Genomic DNA, 13,942 nt, shown 5'->3' on the forward strand with positions numbered 1-13,942 from the left:
TTGAAACAGGCAATCTTGGCCAGGTACAGGGAGGGCGAAAAGGAACCGCCCGTTGCTCTTTCTTCACTTGAGCGTATACCAACGCCGGTACGCAGAGGGGAGACGTGTGTTTACGCTCCACCCAATGTGTCCCTGACATCATGACGACATCAGTTGTAGAATCCGCAACCTTCTACTCCTTACCAGGGCTGCGCCCGCCGAAAGGGATTTCATGAGCAAAGCATTAGCGTACCGCCCGGACATTGACGGCCTGCGGGCCGTGGCCGTCCTGGCGGTTACGATCTTCCACTTCAACAAGCAGTGGATGCCGGGTGGCTTTGTCGGCGTCGACATTTTCTTCGTCATTTCCGGCTATCTGATCACGGGCATCGTGGCCAGGCAGATCGCTGCAGGAACCTTCTCGCTCGCCGACTTCTACATGCGCCGCGTTCGACGGATTTTCCCTGCAGCACTGTTCGTCACATTGGCAACACTAATAGCCGGTTCCGCCCTGATGCTGCCGGCAGACGCGCTGCAGCTCTCCCAATCCGCTGTAGCCGCGACCTTCTCGGCAGCGAACATCTTCTTCTGGAAGTTTCTGGATACCAGTTACTTCGCAGCATCCTCCGACACTGTGCCACTGCTTCATATGTGGTCACTCGGCGTCGAGGAGCAGTTTTATCTGGTATGGCCAGGCTTGCTGTTGCTGTCGCTCAAGTTCGGTGGGCGCAGACTTGTTGTGCTGACGGCCTGTCTCGCTGCCGTGGCCTCGTTCTGGTACGGGCAGTCCAAACTCGCTGCAGACCCTACGTTCGCCTACTATATGCTTCCTTCGCGGGCCGGCGAGCTTTTGATCGGTGCACTGGCCTACTTCAGCTGTGAAGCAGCGCGCGATCGGATCTCCACTCGCGCGGCCTCAGGCCTGGCTTATACCGGCGCCGGATTGGTGATTCTGTCCTTGATCTTCATCCGTGAAGAGGACGGATTCCCTGGCTTCATCTCCGCGGTGCCGGCCATGGGCGCAGCGCTGATCATTGCTGGCTGCGCATTCTCTTCGAACCTGGTGGGTAAGCTGCTCGCGCTGAAACCCATGACTGCCGTTGGCCTGATTTCGTTCTCGCTGTACCTCTGGCACTGGCCCGTTCTGGCGCTTTACCGCTATTCGTTCGGCGAACTTACCCTTGTCGGTGGGCTGGCATGCTTTGCGGCGATGAGTGCGTTGACGGTGGTGTCTTACTTCTATATCGAAAAACCGTTCCGCAATGCGAAAAGCAGCCTGAAAACGTTGTCCATCGGCATGGCTGCCGCCTCGGTCTGTGCGGTATCTGCAATGACGATTCAATCGAACGGGATGTTCGGCCCACTCACGCCGAATGGCTATGCTGAAAAGCTCAAAGCGCTGGATGACAACACAGGTCCCGCTTACTCCTACCCCTACGTATGCCAAGGAATGCCAAAGCCTGCAATCATTTCGAACCCGAAATGCGTCGTGGGCACTGGCCCAACGGATACGATCCTCTTCGGTGATTCCAATGCCGCTCATTTCATGGGCTACTTCAAAGTGGTGGCGGACCACTACGGCTTTTCGCTTCGAAACCTTGAGCACCCTTCTTGCCCGCCTTTCCCCGGAAACCTGAGCCAAAAGTATGTGGTCAAGGGCTATCAGGAAAGCTGCCCAGCCTTCAACCAGATGGTGCGGCAAAATCTCGCCCCATACAAAACGGTCATTATTGGCGCAACCTGGCAAGTGTATGCCCAGAACCCAAATTTTGAAGCGGACATGCGCGAAACGCTCAAGCAACTGACGGCAACCGGAAAAAACGTAATCGTCGCGCTGCGCGCACCCGGCTTTGTCGACTACGACAAAGAGTGCACCCGTAAATCGGTAAAAATACCATTTGCCGATTGTGAAAAGCGCTCTGCCTACGCGGATGAAGGCGACCTTTCCGCAAACGAAAAGATTCGGTTGATAGCGAAAGATTTCGTCAACGTCCAGACATTCAGCATTCGTAACCTGATTTGCAAGGACGGAACTTGCTCCGCCTACCTGAATGGCAAACCGCTGTATTACGACCCGGGCCATCTGAGCATTCCAGGCTCGGAAATGCTGGGGGGCGAGGCGATCAAGCACAACCTTGTTCCAACCGAAGTCTTGTCGCTACTGCTGCCGAAGCAGGCCGTCGGTTACATTTCCCAGGAAAAGAGCTTGCTGCGCGAGTAGCAGTCGGCCAGCAGACGTCCCCCAATATCAGGGAGCCCTGTAGCAGGCGGGAGCCGGCATTGATGCTGTCGGCTGTCGAGGGCTTCCAGCGGCAAGACATGTGACCGTTTTCGGCGGTACCAGCCGCCGGTTTCAGACGGTATTGGGTCAACAGGCAGGTTTCGAGCGAACGTCCGGGGTTCTTGATAGACTAAGCCACCTGTTTCCCGAGGCGGATCTGGACGGTACAGCCGACCGTCCCATCCGCCTTCCCCTTGCTTTGACCGCTGCCATGATTTCCGTTGGTACAAGCGTCTTTGGCGGTGGTACACCGTGCCGATGCCGCACCAAAACGCCCCACAACCCCGGAAAGCGGCACAAAAACGTGTAGACCCAAATGCCCCTAGAATCAGCCTCAAAGCCACAAACCACGCGCCCTGAGCCGTCACGCCGCTTCAGCGTTGCACCGATGATGGACTGGACCGACCGCCACTGCCGGTTCTTCCTGCGCCTGCTCTCCAGGCAAACCCTGCTCTACACCGAAATGGTCACCACCGGCGCCCTGCTGCACAACGACGCCCACCGGTTCCTGCGCCACGATACCACCGAGCACCCGCTGGCCTTGCAACTGGGCGGCAGCGTGCCGGCCGACCTGGCCGCCTGCGCCCGGCTGGCCGAAGAAGCCGGCTACGACGAGGTCAACCTCAACGTCGGCTGCCCCAGCGACCGGGTGCAGAACAACATGATCGGCGCCTGCCTGATGGCCCACCCGGCGCTGGTGGCCGATTGCGTGAAGGCCATGCGCGATGCCGTGTCGACCCCGGTAACGGTCAAGCACCGCATCGGCATCAATGGCCGCGACAGCTACGCCGAGCTGTGTGACTTCGTCGGCCAGGTGCGCGAGGCCGGCTGCCGCAGTTTTACCGTGCACGCGCGCATCGCGATCCTGGAAGGGTTGTCGCCGAAGGAAAACCGCGAGATCCCGCCGTTGCGCTATGACTTGGCGGCGCAGTTGAAGGCGGACTTCCCGGACCTGGAGATCGTGCTCAATGGCGGCATCAAGACCTTGGCCGAGTGCCAGGCGCACCTGCAGACCTTCGACGGCGTGATGCTCGGCCGCGAGGCCTACCATAACCCCTACTTGCTGGCCGAGGTGGACCAGCAGCTGTTCGGCAGCGAAGCGCCGGTAGTCAGCCGTAGCGAGGCGCTGGCGCAGTTGCGGCCTTATATCGTCGCGCACATGCAGGCGGGCGGGGCCATGCATCACGTCACCCGGCATATCCTGGGGTTGGCCCAAGGGTTCAAAGGCGCCCGGCGGTTCCGCCAGTTGCTGTCGGCGGACATCCACAAGGCGGCGGAGCCGTTGGCGGTGTTCGACCAGGCGGTGGAGCTGTTGCAGGGGCGCTGAGCGTTCAGGCTACGCGACAGGGAGCACCGGCCTGGCCACTGTCAGGCAACCGCTGCGGAACCTCAGCGCAGCCTGCGACTCGAATCTTCACCTTTCGCACAGCCCTTCCGGGCATGCCCGTGCCCAGGCCCTTGAGCGGCCGTCGGGGCTCGGGTAATGTCGAGTCATTGCACAGGACAGAGCACGCCCATGACCTCCAAGCTGGAACAACTCAAGCAGTTCACCACCGTGGTCGCCGACACCGGAGACCTGGATGCCATCACCCGGCTGAAACCGGTCGATGCCACCACCAACCCGTCGCTGTTGCTCAAAGCCGCCGCCATCCCCGGCTATGCCGACCTGCTCAAGCAGGTGAAAACCGATGCCAAGGGCGACGTCGACCTGGCCTGCGACCGCTTCGCGGTGGCCGTGGGTTCGGGCATCCTCAAGGTCATCCCGGGGCGTATCTCCACCGAGGTGGATGCCCGCCTGTCGTTCGATGAACCGGCCCTGCTGGCCAAAGCCCGCAAGCTGGTCGAACTGTACGAGGCCGCCGGCGTGGGCCGCGAGCGCGTGCTGATCAAGCTGGCTTCCACCTGGGAAGGCATCCGCGCTGCCGAGAAGCTGGAGAAGGAAGGCATCCAGACCAACCTCACCCTGCTGTTCTCCTTCGCCCAGGCCCAGGCTTGCGCCGATGCCGGGGTATTCCTGATTTCGCCGTTCGTGGGGCGTATCTACGACTGGTACAAGAAAAGCACCGGCCAGGAATACGTGGGCGCCGAGGACCCAGGCGTGCAGTCGGTAACGCGCATCTACAACTACTACAAGGCCAATGGCTACGACACCGTGGTCATGGGCGCCAGCTTCCGCAATATCGGCCAGATCGAGCAACTGGCCGGCTGCGACCGCCTGACCATCAGCCCCGAACTGCTGCAGCAACTGAGCGATGACCAGGGCGTATTGCCACGGGTACTGCAACCGGGCAAGGCTGGCGAGGCCAAGCAGCAACTGAATGAAAGCCAGTTCCGCTGGGCGATGAACGAGGATGCCATGGGTACCGAGAAACTGGCCGAGGGCATTCGCCAGTTCGCCCGGGACCAGGAAAAACTGGAGAAGTTGATGGCGGAAAAGGCCTGATACATTTAGCGTTTGCCTGACGGGCGGGAAGTGTTCAGCATTTTCCGCCCGTCTGTTTATCTGGCGTTAGTTGTGCACTGAATTCCTGGGCCCCTTCGCCGGCGAGAGGCCCACATAGCCACCCGAGCTGTCGATGACCTCCTCTACCCCATTGCCCCTCGTCCTTGCCGGCCCGATCCTGCGCCGCCTGGAACCCCAGCGCCTGGCCATCTGGCTGGTCGCCAGCCAACCACTGCAGCCCGAATTCACCTGCCCGGCAGGCGAAGCACAGGCAGATTGCCAGGTAGTTGCAGTGGGCCAGCACGCCTTCATCCATCTGCTGGACATTCACTTTGCTCGCCCCCTGCCCTGCAATCAACTGCTCGATTATGACGTGCTGCTCAATGGCCAGGGCATTGCCGACTGGGCACCGCACCTGCTCTACCCCGGCGCACGCCGCCCAAACCTGGTACTGCGCGAGCGCCTCGGCCAGCTCCTGCACGGCTCCTGTCGCAAGCCGCACCACCCGGCCGCCGACGGCCTTCTGTGTGCCGACCGCCTGTTGCAGGCCTGCACGGCACCGGCGGACCGCCCTGCCGTGCTGCTGATGACCGGCGACCAGGTGTATGCCGACGACGTCGCTGGCCCGATGCTGCGCGCCATCCATTCCCTGATCACGCGCCTGGGCCTGTTCGACGAAACCCTCGATGGCGCCGTGGTCGCCGACAGCCAGGCGCTGTACCGGCACCCGGCCTGCTACTACCACCGCGCCGACCTGCTGCCGGCCCAGCAGCGCAACGAAACCCTGCGCGAGCGCTTTTTCGGCGGCAAGCGCAAGCCGATCTTTTCTTCCAGCAACGCTGACAACCACTTGGTGACCTTCGCCGAGGTCATGGCCATGTACCTGCTGGTGTGGTCCCCGGTGCCCTGGCAACTGGTGAGCCTGGACATGCCCAGCGGGCTCACCGCCCCGCGCCAGGCCCGTTACCGGCAGGAGCTGCCGCTGATCCAGGCGTTTGCCAGCAACCTCGGCCAGGTAGCGCGGGTAATGGCCCACTTGCCGTGCCTGATGATCTTCGACGACCACGACATCACCGACGACTGGAACCTCTCGGCGCAGTGGGAAGAAACCGCCTATGGCCACCCCTTCTCGCGGCGGATCATCGGCAATGCGCTGCTCGGCTACCTGTTGTGCCAGGCCTGGGGCAATGACCCGGATGCCTGCAACGGCCTGGTCCGGCAATGCCAGGCGCTGCCCCGCCATCAGGACGCGCTGATCGGTGAGCTGCTGCGCTTCCAGGGCTGGCAGTACAGCCTGCCCAGCGAACCACCGCTGATGGTGCTGGACACCCGCACGCGCCGCTGGCGCAGCGAAGGCAACCTGGCCAACCCGTCCGGCTTGCTCGACTGGGAAGCACTGTGCGAGCTGCAACAGGCGCTGCTGGACCACCCCTCGGCGATCATCGTGTCACCGGCGCCGCTCTTTGGCGTGAAGCTGATCGAAACGGTGCAGAGGGTATTCAGCTGGCTGGGCTACCCGTTGCTGGTGGATGCCGAGAACTGGATGGCCCACCGTGGCGCGGCACAGGTGATCCTGAACATCTTCCGCCATTCGCGCACGCCCGGGCATTACGTGATCCTGTCGGGTGATGTGCACTATTCATTCGTGTACGAGGTACTGATTCGCCATCGCCAGCGCAACCCGCATCTGTGGCAGGTGACCAGCAGCGGGATCAAGAACGAGTTCCCACGGCGCTTGCTGGATGTGCTGGATCGGCTCAACCGCTGGCTTTATTCACCGCGCTCGCCGCTGAACTGGTTTACCAAGCGTCGGCAGATGGAGGTGGTGCCACGCACCCCCAACCGTAGCAAGGCTGGGGAGCGGCTATGGAACAGTGCAGGGTTGGGTCAGGTGTTCTTCAACGAGAAGGGGCAACCTGAGCGGGTTTTCCAGCTCAATGCGGATGGCAGTTCAAAAGCGGAATTCATTGCGCCACCTGCGGATTGAAAATATCAGGAAAAACGCTTCACCCATCCAAGCAAGGTGCGGGAGCATGCCATACGCAGCCGCTCCCCTAGCACTTGGGCATCACGCCTGATTTTTTTCGGGTCGATGTTTTCGCAAGCCAGTTCGTGCGCATGCCCGACCAGCCACTGTTCAATGCCCTGGCAATCGACCTCCAGGTGGAATTGCAACGCAAGCACATGATTGCCAACGGAAAATGCCTGGTGTTTGCAGACATCGCTTTCTGCCAACCACTGTGCACCCTGGGGCAACTCGAACTGATCACCGTGCCAATGCAAGACAGGCACACCCACTAACTCGACAAGCGCAGAACCACCGCCCTCCAATGTCAAATGCACCTCGGAAAACCCGATTTCCTTTTGCGGCATTGGCGCCACGCCGGCCCCAAGGGCTCGCGCGATCAACTGCGCGCCGAGGCAAATTCCCAGCAAAGGTTTGTTCGACGCAAGCCGCTGCCTGATCAGTTCGAGTTCGTCACTCAGGAACGGATAACGCTCATCGTCATGGGCGCCGATTGGCCCGCCCAGGACAATCATCAGATCCGCACTGCGTACGTCCAGGTGACGCAAGTCGGCCGTGCAGGCATCGACATAACTGATGCGATAGCCCAGCTCGACCAGCATGGGCTCAAGCTGACCGAGATCTTCGAAATGAACGTGCCGTAGCGCTAACAGCGTTTTCATAATTTCCTCTGGATGTGCTGAAGTGAGTTCAGATGGCAATGGTCAAAGAACCGTCCTTGGGGTAACAACAACAGGCCAGTACATAGCCTTGATCACGCTCATGCTGGGCCAGTGCGAAATCCATCTCGTGCTGGCATTCGCCTTCCACAAGCCTGACCTTGCAGCTCCCGCAAATCCCCGAGCGGCATTCATTTGCAATTGCAACTTGCTCGTCGAGCAAGTGGTCGAGCAGGCTGCGCCCCGCCTGCAATGGCAGCGATACCCCAGTTCCAGCAACCTGCAAGCGCGCGCCTTCAGCCATTGCCGCCGGAATGGGGACAGCCTCGGAGGCCACCGGTGAAAAAGCTTCAACCAAGATGTCGGCTTGCGGGAAAGATTGCAGGACCAGTGCGCGCATGGATTTTGCGAATCCACCACTTCCGCAGATAACCACCGTGTCCGGGCGCGACATGGCAGCGATGCAGGTGCTGTCCAGGCGCCCTTCCTTCAGGGGCAAAGAGGCAGGCTCGCGTGTTACATGCAAGTTTGCCGAAAACCAATTTTCGTTCGCAGCGAGCGCCGTCAGCTCATGCTGGAATGGCATCTCGGCTTGAACTGAACTACACGCCAGCAGGGTAACGTGCGGAACTTGCTGGCCCTCGTCACTCAGTTGTTTGAGTTCCCTGACAAGGGCTATCGGCAAGGTCAAACCAATACCGCCTGCCAGCAGAAGTACAGTCTTGGAGGATGTCAAGCGCTCGACCGTGATGGCTCCACCGACGCCACACAACTGTAAAAGGTCGCCACCGGCAATCTTGTCGAACAGATTGTCTGAGACACGCTGGTGCCCACTTCTTTTCACTACCACTTCGAACACATTGGTTGAAAGTACGCGCGTCACCGAGTAGCAACGTTGTTGTCGCACGCCCTGGGTATCTGGATAAATGATCTGAACATAGCGGCCGGCGGTCAGGGTCCAGCGTTCATCGCGCGGCCCAAGAATGCGAAAACGCAAACACTTGATTTTATCTGCAACAGGAGAAACACCTTCGCAGACCAATTGCAAAGTAGCAACCATAATGGCATCAGGCTCCGCTCTGAGCAGTCTGGCTATAAATCACCCTCTGTGCATCCAGACCTAGACGTTCTATCAGTCGCTCTACCGACGCACGGTAGATAGCCACTTCGTTACTGTCGCCCGTGTCGGCCAGCATCGCTTCCGCACCCGGAAAATCAAACAATGTGAATGCTTTGGCCCAACCGCCCAATTCATTGTTCGCGAACATCTCTACCGTGCGCAGGAGAATGGTCCTGAAATACCGGCGCTCCTGCTCGGAAAGGTCAGCGAGCACGTCTGCGGCAACGAAACTAAAGACACTTGAATGGCTCCATTCGTCCACGGCATGGGTTTTGGTTACTTGATGGCAAATCGATTGGATGTTGCTATCTTCCGCCATGACTTTCAAATAGTCGGTAATCAACGTCTCGCTGGCGCAAGCGATGGCGAACCGCGTGAGCCGCCGCTGCCACTCTGCATGACACTCGTCCAGTACCCGAGCACGCCACTTGACCAGGTTGAAATCAGAGAAATCCAGATAGTCGATGTCGCGCATCGCGTATATGTAATTACAGGCTTCCAGCGACATCCGCGTGTGCAACGCTTCGTCCAGCATGGCATCTGCCATGACGGTTTGCAGCAGCGCTCTGTTCCTGGAGGTTACCGGCGGTGACTTGATGATATCTTCACAAGCGGGTGCAACCACATTCGTTTCGATATAAATGGTTTTGACGTTATACAATACCCAGGCATAACTAAGCACTTTGGATTTCTGCGCAGCGCTCGCCTCAAGCCATGCGGCGTGGCCCCTGAAGGGCAAGAGCACTTCCGAAAAATCGTGGCGCTCAGGTTCAAACTCCAAGTTGGTGTAATCTTGCAACCCGTTGTTTACCGCCGCTCGTGTCTTCCAAAGCTTGGCGAGTTTCTCCAGCATGCTGCCAACTTGATCATCACCCGACTGCACTACAGCATTCATGATAATTGCTCCCTTAGTGAGAGCAATGACCATAACACGCAGAAAAACTTTGCCGCCCGCGCAACCTGTAACTGAAATTTTACAACACCCCGTTACAACCTATTTGGCAAACGGCAATAATGCCCTGTTGCACAGCGACCAAACACTGATGCCAGAGGCATACTTGAAACAGGGCACGGAAAAGACACTCAACACCAGCGAACAATAGCTACACGTCCGCGGAAGAATAACTAGCCATAAACTAGAAAATTCTCACTCCGAAAGGCCCGAAGCGGCGGTAGTTATTGAAAGTTACAATGCAACAGGGTGCCCAGCGGCACATAGGCACCGGGGCAATGCACAACTGGAACTGAAAAAAGAAGGACGCTGAGCTGACAGCAGCGAGGCTCATATGAGCCTCAGCTACGCTCCAGCGCATTCACCAGGTCATGGAACGCTTCGCGGTTGGAGTCGTTCAGGCCCATGAGGATCTTGTGCGCCTCCAGCACCTTGGAACGCACCACGTCCTCATTCTGGTCCTGCGACGGCAGGTCGGTCAGGCATTCCGGGCATGGAATGGGTCGATCAACGATGTTGAACACCTGATCGAAACCCATCGATTGCAACAAACGGGAAATGTCCGGATTGGTAGTGACCACGGTCGGCAGCAGGCCCACCTTCTGCCGCGACAGGATCGACAGTTTGGCCAGCAGGCCCAGGGTGGTGCTGTCGATGCTCTCGGTTTCGGTCAGGTCGATGACAATCGCCGAGAAATTCAACGCCGTGAAGATTTTCTCGATCGTCGCATCCAGCGCCGAACACAAGGTCAGACGCACTTCACCGACGAATTTCAGTACAAAGGTACCACTCTGCTCGGCGAACTGGATTCTACCGGTACTCATTGAAGGTTCCTGCTCAACACCAATAGGGCGATATCATCCGGCATCTCCCCAAGCGTAGCCAATCCAAAACGTTGACGCAGCCCATCCAGGCTACCACCTGCTGCCCTGACGATTTCCGGCAGGGCGGTTTCTTTATCTTTGAGCGTGTCACCCGGCAAAAGGTCCAGAATACCATCGGACATCAGGCTGAGGCTGAACCGCGGCGGCAGTTCCACGACCAGGTCCTGATAGTTGGCCTCGTCGAACAGCCCCACCGGCAGGCCGCGGCCTTCCAGATAACGGGTATGCTCCGGAGTATGCAGCACCGGCAACGGCAGATGGCCGCCAACCGCGTAGGTCAGCAGGCCGGTGTCTTCGTCGATCACACCGCCGACCATGGTCACGTGCTTGCCCAACTTGCAGTTGATCAGCCCGCGGTTGATGTGGCTGAGCACCTGCGAAGGCTTGAACTCACGCATCTTGCCGCCGCGCTTGAACTCGAACAACAGCCGCGTGGTCATGAACTTCAGCAGCACGGTGACGAACGCCGACGACGCACCATGCCCGGACACATCGGCCAGGTAGAAGGCAATGCGCCGTTCGTCTACACGGAAGTAATCGGCAAAATCACCCGACAGGTACAGCGATGGGATGATCTGGTGCTCGAATGCGAACTCGCCGGCCACCCAAGGGCTTTCCGGCAGCATGTTCATCTGTACCTGGCGACCGGCTGTCTGGTCCTCCTGCAACAGGTGCAGGCTGGCCTCCAGCTCGCGGTTGGCGGCCTCGAGCTTGTCGCGATAGCGCTGGTTTTCCAGCACCAGGCGCGAACGGTCGAGAGCCCGTCGCACCGAGTGCTCGAGCACGGCCAGGTCTTCCAGCGGCTTGATCAGGTAGTCGGCAGCGCCCAGGCGCAACGCTTCCACCGCATCGCTCATGACACCGGCACCGGACACCACGATCACCGGTAGCTGCGGCGCGCGCTCGCTGACCTGGCGAATCAGCTCGAGGCCGCCCATCTGCGGCATGCGCAGATCGCAGATCACGAGGTCGGGCTGGTGTTCTTCGAAGACCTGAAGCCCCTGCTGGCCATTGCCGGCCTGGAGGACGCTGAAACCACTGTCTTCAAGATAGGCGGCGAGGCTCGCACGGACCACGTCGTCGTCATCGATGATCAGCAGCGTTGCACTGGTTTTCTGCATGTGGGCGAACGGCGCCGATTGGGTTGGTGCAGCGGTGTCGGCAAGGCAGACGGCCAGCTACGGGAATTCTCTATAGTCACGCTCTACTTGAGTTGTAGGACAAGAACACCTGCCCGGCAACTGTCAGAGGTACCTTGTAAGGCGCAGACGGTACTCCCATCCGGCAGGCGTTTCAAGCATGCAAGGGTCGACCTCGCCGCACTTTACAGCGCAAATCACCGAGAGTTATAAGAAAGTCGTCCAGGGTAACCCGACAGGAAGCATGCAGCATGCCCCACACGCCCTCCAGCCATGCCGAAAAACGCGACTTCATCCGCATGCGCATCGACACCGAGGTCAGCCTGTTGCATGAAGGCCAGGTGATTGCGGCGGTGTGCCTGGACCTGTCCAGCAGCGGCATGCAAGTGCAGGCCGCGCAACGCTTCCAGGTAGGCGACCGTATCGAGGTGCGGATTGAATCCGAGCATCCGGCGCTGAAAGGGCTGCATGCCAGTACCGAAGTCGTGTGGATTGCCGACCAGCCGGATGGCCAGCAGAAGTTCGGCCTGCGGATCCTGGCCATGCAATGATCCACCTGCCTGGCGCACGGGATCGTGCAGGACCAGGCAGGCGGCAGATCAGAAGTCGTCTTCGACTTCGCCATCCTTGACCTTGAACTCGCGGTTCTGCAGGTAGGCATTGCGAATGAAGATGTACTTGTCGCCCTGGATCAGCTTCTCGGCCGACAGCAGGTCGGCGCGGGTGTCGATCAGGTCCAGGGCGAAGATCGAGTTGCGCGTCGGCACATGGTCGATGTAGCGGTAGGGTTTGGTATAGGTGTCCGGGTACCTGGCCACGCCATCACGCACGGTGCTCGGGCCGAGCAACGGGATGACCACGTACGGGCCACTCGGCACACCCCAGTAGCCGAGGGTCTGGCCGAAGTCCTCATCGTTGCGCTGCAGGCCCATCCGGGTGCCGACATCGAAGAAGCCGCCCAGGCCGAAGGTGGTGTTGACGATCAGTCGCGCCGTGTCCACGCCTGCGGCATGAGGCTTGAGCTGCAGCAGGTCGTTGGCCAGGTTGGTCACGTCGCCGAGGTTGCGGAAGACGTTGTGGATGCCGTCTTCGAGGAACTGCGGGGTGACCGCCTGGTAACCCTTGGCCAACGGCTTGAGGGCATAGGTGTCAAGGGTATCGTTGAAGCGGAAGATCGGGCGGTTGACCGCTTCCCAGGGATCTTCCTCAGTGGCGGCCTGGGTAGCTGCCACGGGCGCCAGCAGCATGCTGGCACAGACACAGGCCTGGGTGACTCGTTCGATCACACTGGCACCGATCCTACGCATAGGTGTTTCTCCATCGGATTTCTCGGCCGCAAGCGCAACGGGGCGCTGCTGTACGGCGGCAGTATAGAGGCTTGCGGGCTGATAAGCAGCTTTACACAGCGCTGCTCGATAATTTGTGAACAACGGTTGCGCCGTGCACGCTGTCACAGGGCGGTAACAATCGCCCAATAGCCTGCGGAGTATTTGAGGGACGTTGCCATGGATGCTGCACCCGCCTTCACCGCTGTGCTGTTCGGCTTGCGCGGCTGCCTGGTGCAAACCGCCAATGGCGCGCCGTCCCCCGCCCCAGGCGCACTCGCCACCCTCGCCAGCCTGCGCCAACGCCAAGTGCCGTGCATCTGGCTGGATGAGCACGATCCCAGCCACAGCCAGCGCCTGGCCCATGTACTGCCCGACTGGTTGCCGGGGCATACGGTGAATGACGCGCGCTGGCCGGCACCGAACGCCTGCTGGCAGGCACTGATGACGCTGCAGAGCGAGCGCCTGGATGGCTGCGTGCTGGTCAGCGGCGAGCCGCGCCTGCTGCAGTCTGGCCTCAATGCGGGGCTGTGGACGGTGGGGTTGGCCGCCTGCAGCCCGTTCTGCGACCACAATTCACGGCAATGGCAGGCCATGACCGCGCAGCAACGGGACCTGGTCCGTGGCAAGGCGACGCTGGAACTGTTCAGCCTGGGCGTGCATTCGGTGATCGACCATCTCGAAGCGCTGGACACCTGCCTGCAGGATATCGCCCAGCGTCGGCACAAGGGCGAAAAACCCTGATACAGCACCGTTGATACGGATCATGCAAAGCTGCGACAGGTGGATTACGCTGAACACAAGCCAGAACCTTTGCCGCTTCGCTGAGGTCCATGGCTTGCCAAGCCATTGATGGAGAACTGCCAATGCCTGCCCGCGAATTGCAAGAGCGCCTGAACAGCTTGCGCGAGCAACTGGACCGCAACCTGCCGCTTTCGGACGAAGAGCTGGCCGCGCTGCATGAAGAAGCACGCCAGATCGAGGCGCAACTGAAACTTGAAGAAGCCACGCCAGACAACAACCTGGTGGACGGGGTGAACCTGGCGATCGAGCGCTTCGAGGCCGACCACCCCGACCTCACCGCCACCCTGCGCAGCATTGCCAACTCGCTGCACAGCATGGGCATCTGAAAAA

The 13,942-nt window shown here is 59.9% G+C and carries 13 protein-coding genes; 7 read left to right on the forward strand and 6 right to left on the reverse strand.

Going from position 1 to position 13,942, the window contains the following annotated elements:
• Positions 1-211: 211 nt before the first annotated feature.
• From ACVWZT_RS00335 to ACVWZT_RS00350, 4 genes are all read left to right on the forward strand, one after another.
• Positions 212-2,200, forward strand: coding sequence for an acyltransferase family protein (locus ACVWZT_RS00335; RefSeq protein WP_457467621.1), 1,989 nt, complete (start codon positions 212-214; stop codon positions 2,198-2,200).
• Between the two features lie 376 nt (positions 2,201-2,576).
• Entirely contained in the window at positions 2,577-3,587 is a 1,011-nt protein-coding gene (gene dusA, locus ACVWZT_RS00340; RefSeq protein ID WP_457467623.1) for a tRNA dihydrouridine(20/20a) synthase DusA, read from the forward strand.
• A 189-nt stretch (positions 3,588-3,776) separates the two neighbouring features.
• Positions 3,777-4,703 carry a transaldolase gene (gene tal / locus ACVWZT_RS00345; protein ID WP_296230125.1) on the forward strand — a complete coding sequence of 309 codons (927 nt, stop codon included), beginning with the start codon at positions 3,777-3,779 and terminating at the stop codon, positions 4,701-4,703.
• 133 nt (positions 4,704-4,836) lie between these two features.
• Positions 4,837-6,690, forward strand: a complete 1,854-nt coding sequence (locus ACVWZT_RS00350) for an alkaline phosphatase D family protein (protein ID WP_457467625.1) — start codon at positions 4,837-4,839, stop codon at positions 6,688-6,690.
• A 5-nt stretch (positions 6,691-6,695) separates the two neighbouring features.
• Here the strand turns inward: ACVWZT_RS00350 and ACVWZT_RS00355 are convergent, their stop codons facing one another.
• The 5 genes from ACVWZT_RS00355 to rssB all read right to left on the reverse strand — a co-directional run bounded on the left by ACVWZT_RS00355 (position 6,696) and on the right by rssB (position 11,465).
• Positions 6,696-7,391 carry a glutamine amidotransferase gene (locus tag ACVWZT_RS00355; RefSeq protein WP_457467627.1) on the reverse strand — a complete coding sequence of 232 codons (696 nt, stop codon included), beginning with the start codon at positions 7,389-7,391 and terminating at the stop codon, positions 6,696-6,698.
• 28 nt (positions 7,392-7,419) lie between these two features.
• Complete coding sequence (locus tag ACVWZT_RS00360; protein ID WP_457467629.1) at positions 7,420-8,448, reverse strand: 2Fe-2S iron-sulfur cluster-binding protein; 1,029 nt, start codon at positions 8,446-8,448, stop codon at positions 7,420-7,422.
• Between the two features lie 7 nt (positions 8,449-8,455).
• A complete protein-coding gene (locus tag ACVWZT_RS00365) occupies positions 8,456-9,403 on the reverse strand; it encodes a diiron oxygenase (protein WP_296230117.1) in 948 nt (315 codons plus the stop codon).
• Positions 9,404-9,801: 398 nt separating this feature from the next.
• A complete protein-coding gene (gene rssC / locus ACVWZT_RS00370; RefSeq protein WP_009686305.1) occupies positions 9,802-10,284 on the reverse strand; it encodes an anti-sigma factor antagonist RssC in 483 nt (160 codons plus the stop codon).
• Complete coding sequence (gene rssB / locus ACVWZT_RS00375) at positions 10,281-11,465, reverse strand: two-component system response regulator RssB (protein WP_296230107.1); 1,185 nt, start codon at positions 11,463-11,465, stop codon at positions 10,281-10,283. The genes rssC and rssB overlap by 4 nt, the downstream gene beginning before the upstream one ends.
• 269 nt (positions 11,466-11,734) lie before the next feature.
• Here rssB and ACVWZT_RS00380 point away from each other — a divergent pair, with 269 nt between their 5' ends.
• Positions 11,735-12,034 carry a PilZ domain-containing protein gene (locus ACVWZT_RS00380; protein ID WP_296230105.1) on the forward strand — a complete coding sequence of 100 codons (300 nt, stop codon included), beginning with the start codon at positions 11,735-11,737 and terminating at the stop codon, positions 12,032-12,034.
• Positions 12,035-12,082: 48 nt separating this feature from the next.
• On the opposite strand, the gene ACVWZT_RS00385 is transcribed toward ACVWZT_RS00380, so the two are convergent.
• Complete coding sequence (locus ACVWZT_RS00385) at positions 12,083-12,790, reverse strand: MlaA family lipoprotein (protein ID WP_296230102.1); 708 nt, start codon at positions 12,788-12,790, stop codon at positions 12,083-12,085.
• 198 nt (positions 12,791-12,988) lie between these two features.
• Here ACVWZT_RS00385 and ACVWZT_RS00390 point away from each other — a divergent pair, with 198 nt between their 5' ends.
• Both ACVWZT_RS00390 and ACVWZT_RS00395 read left to right on the forward strand, forming a co-directional pair.
• Positions 12,989-13,552, forward strand: coding sequence for a phosphonoacetaldehyde phosphonohydrolase-related protein (locus tag ACVWZT_RS00390; protein ID WP_296230100.1), 564 nt, complete (start codon positions 12,989-12,991; stop codon positions 13,550-13,552).
• A 122-nt stretch (positions 13,553-13,674) separates the two neighbouring features.
• Positions 13,675-13,938: a DUF4404 family protein gene (locus tag ACVWZT_RS00395; RefSeq protein WP_296230098.1), complete on the forward strand. Its 264-nt coding sequence runs from the start codon at positions 13,675-13,677 to the stop codon at positions 13,936-13,938.
• Positions 13,939-13,942 lie beyond the last annotated feature (4 nt).

The sequence above is a fragment of the Pseudomonas sp. TE21394 genome (assembly GCF_054057835.1).

Bases quoted from the DNA above. Each gene is read 5' to 3' on its own strand.
- ACVWZT_RS00355 (WP_457467627.1), bottom strand. From the start codon at position 7,391: ATGAAAACGCTGTTAGCGCTACGGCACGTTCATTTCGAAGATCTCGGT.
- ACVWZT_RS00390 (WP_296230100.1), top strand. From the start codon at position 12,989: ATGGATGCTGCACCCGCCTTCACCGCTGTGCTGTTCGGCTTGCGCGGC.
- rssC (WP_009686305.1), bottom strand. From the start codon at position 10,284: ATGAGTACCGGTAGAATCCAGTTCGCCGAGCAGAGTGGTACCTTTGTA.
- dusA (WP_457467623.1), top strand. From the start codon at position 2,577: ATGCCCCTAGAATCAGCCTCAAAGCCACAAACCACGCGCCCTGAGCCG.
- ACVWZT_RS00385 (WP_296230102.1), bottom strand. From the start codon at position 12,790: ATGCGTAGGATCGGTGCCAGTGTGATCGAACGAGTCACCCAGGCCTGT.
- ACVWZT_RS00335 (WP_457467621.1), top strand. From the start codon at position 212: ATGAGCAAAGCATTAGCGTACCGCCCGGACATTGACGGCCTGCGGGCC.
- tal (WP_296230125.1), top strand. From the start codon at position 3,777: ATGACCTCCAAGCTGGAACAACTCAAGCAGTTCACCACCGTGGTCGCC.
- ACVWZT_RS00395 (WP_296230098.1), top strand. From the start codon at position 13,675: ATGCCTGCCCGCGAATTGCAAGAGCGCCTGAACAGCTTGCGCGAGCAA.
- rssB (WP_296230107.1), bottom strand. From the start codon at position 11,465: ATGCAGAAAACCAGTGCAACGCTGCTGATCATCGATGACGACGACGTG.
- ACVWZT_RS00365 (WP_296230117.1), bottom strand. From the start codon at position 9,403: ATGAATGCTGTAGTGCAGTCGGGTGATGATCAAGTTGGCAGCATGCTG.
- ACVWZT_RS00350 (WP_457467625.1), top strand. From the start codon at position 4,837: ATGACCTCCTCTACCCCATTGCCCCTCGTCCTTGCCGGCCCGATCCTG.
- ACVWZT_RS00360 (WP_457467629.1), bottom strand. From the start codon at position 8,448: ATGGTTGCTACTTTGCAATTGGTCTGCGAAGGTGTTTCTCCTGTTGCA.
- ACVWZT_RS00380 (WP_296230105.1), top strand. From the start codon at position 11,735: ATGCCCCACACGCCCTCCAGCCATGCCGAAAAACGCGACTTCATCCGC.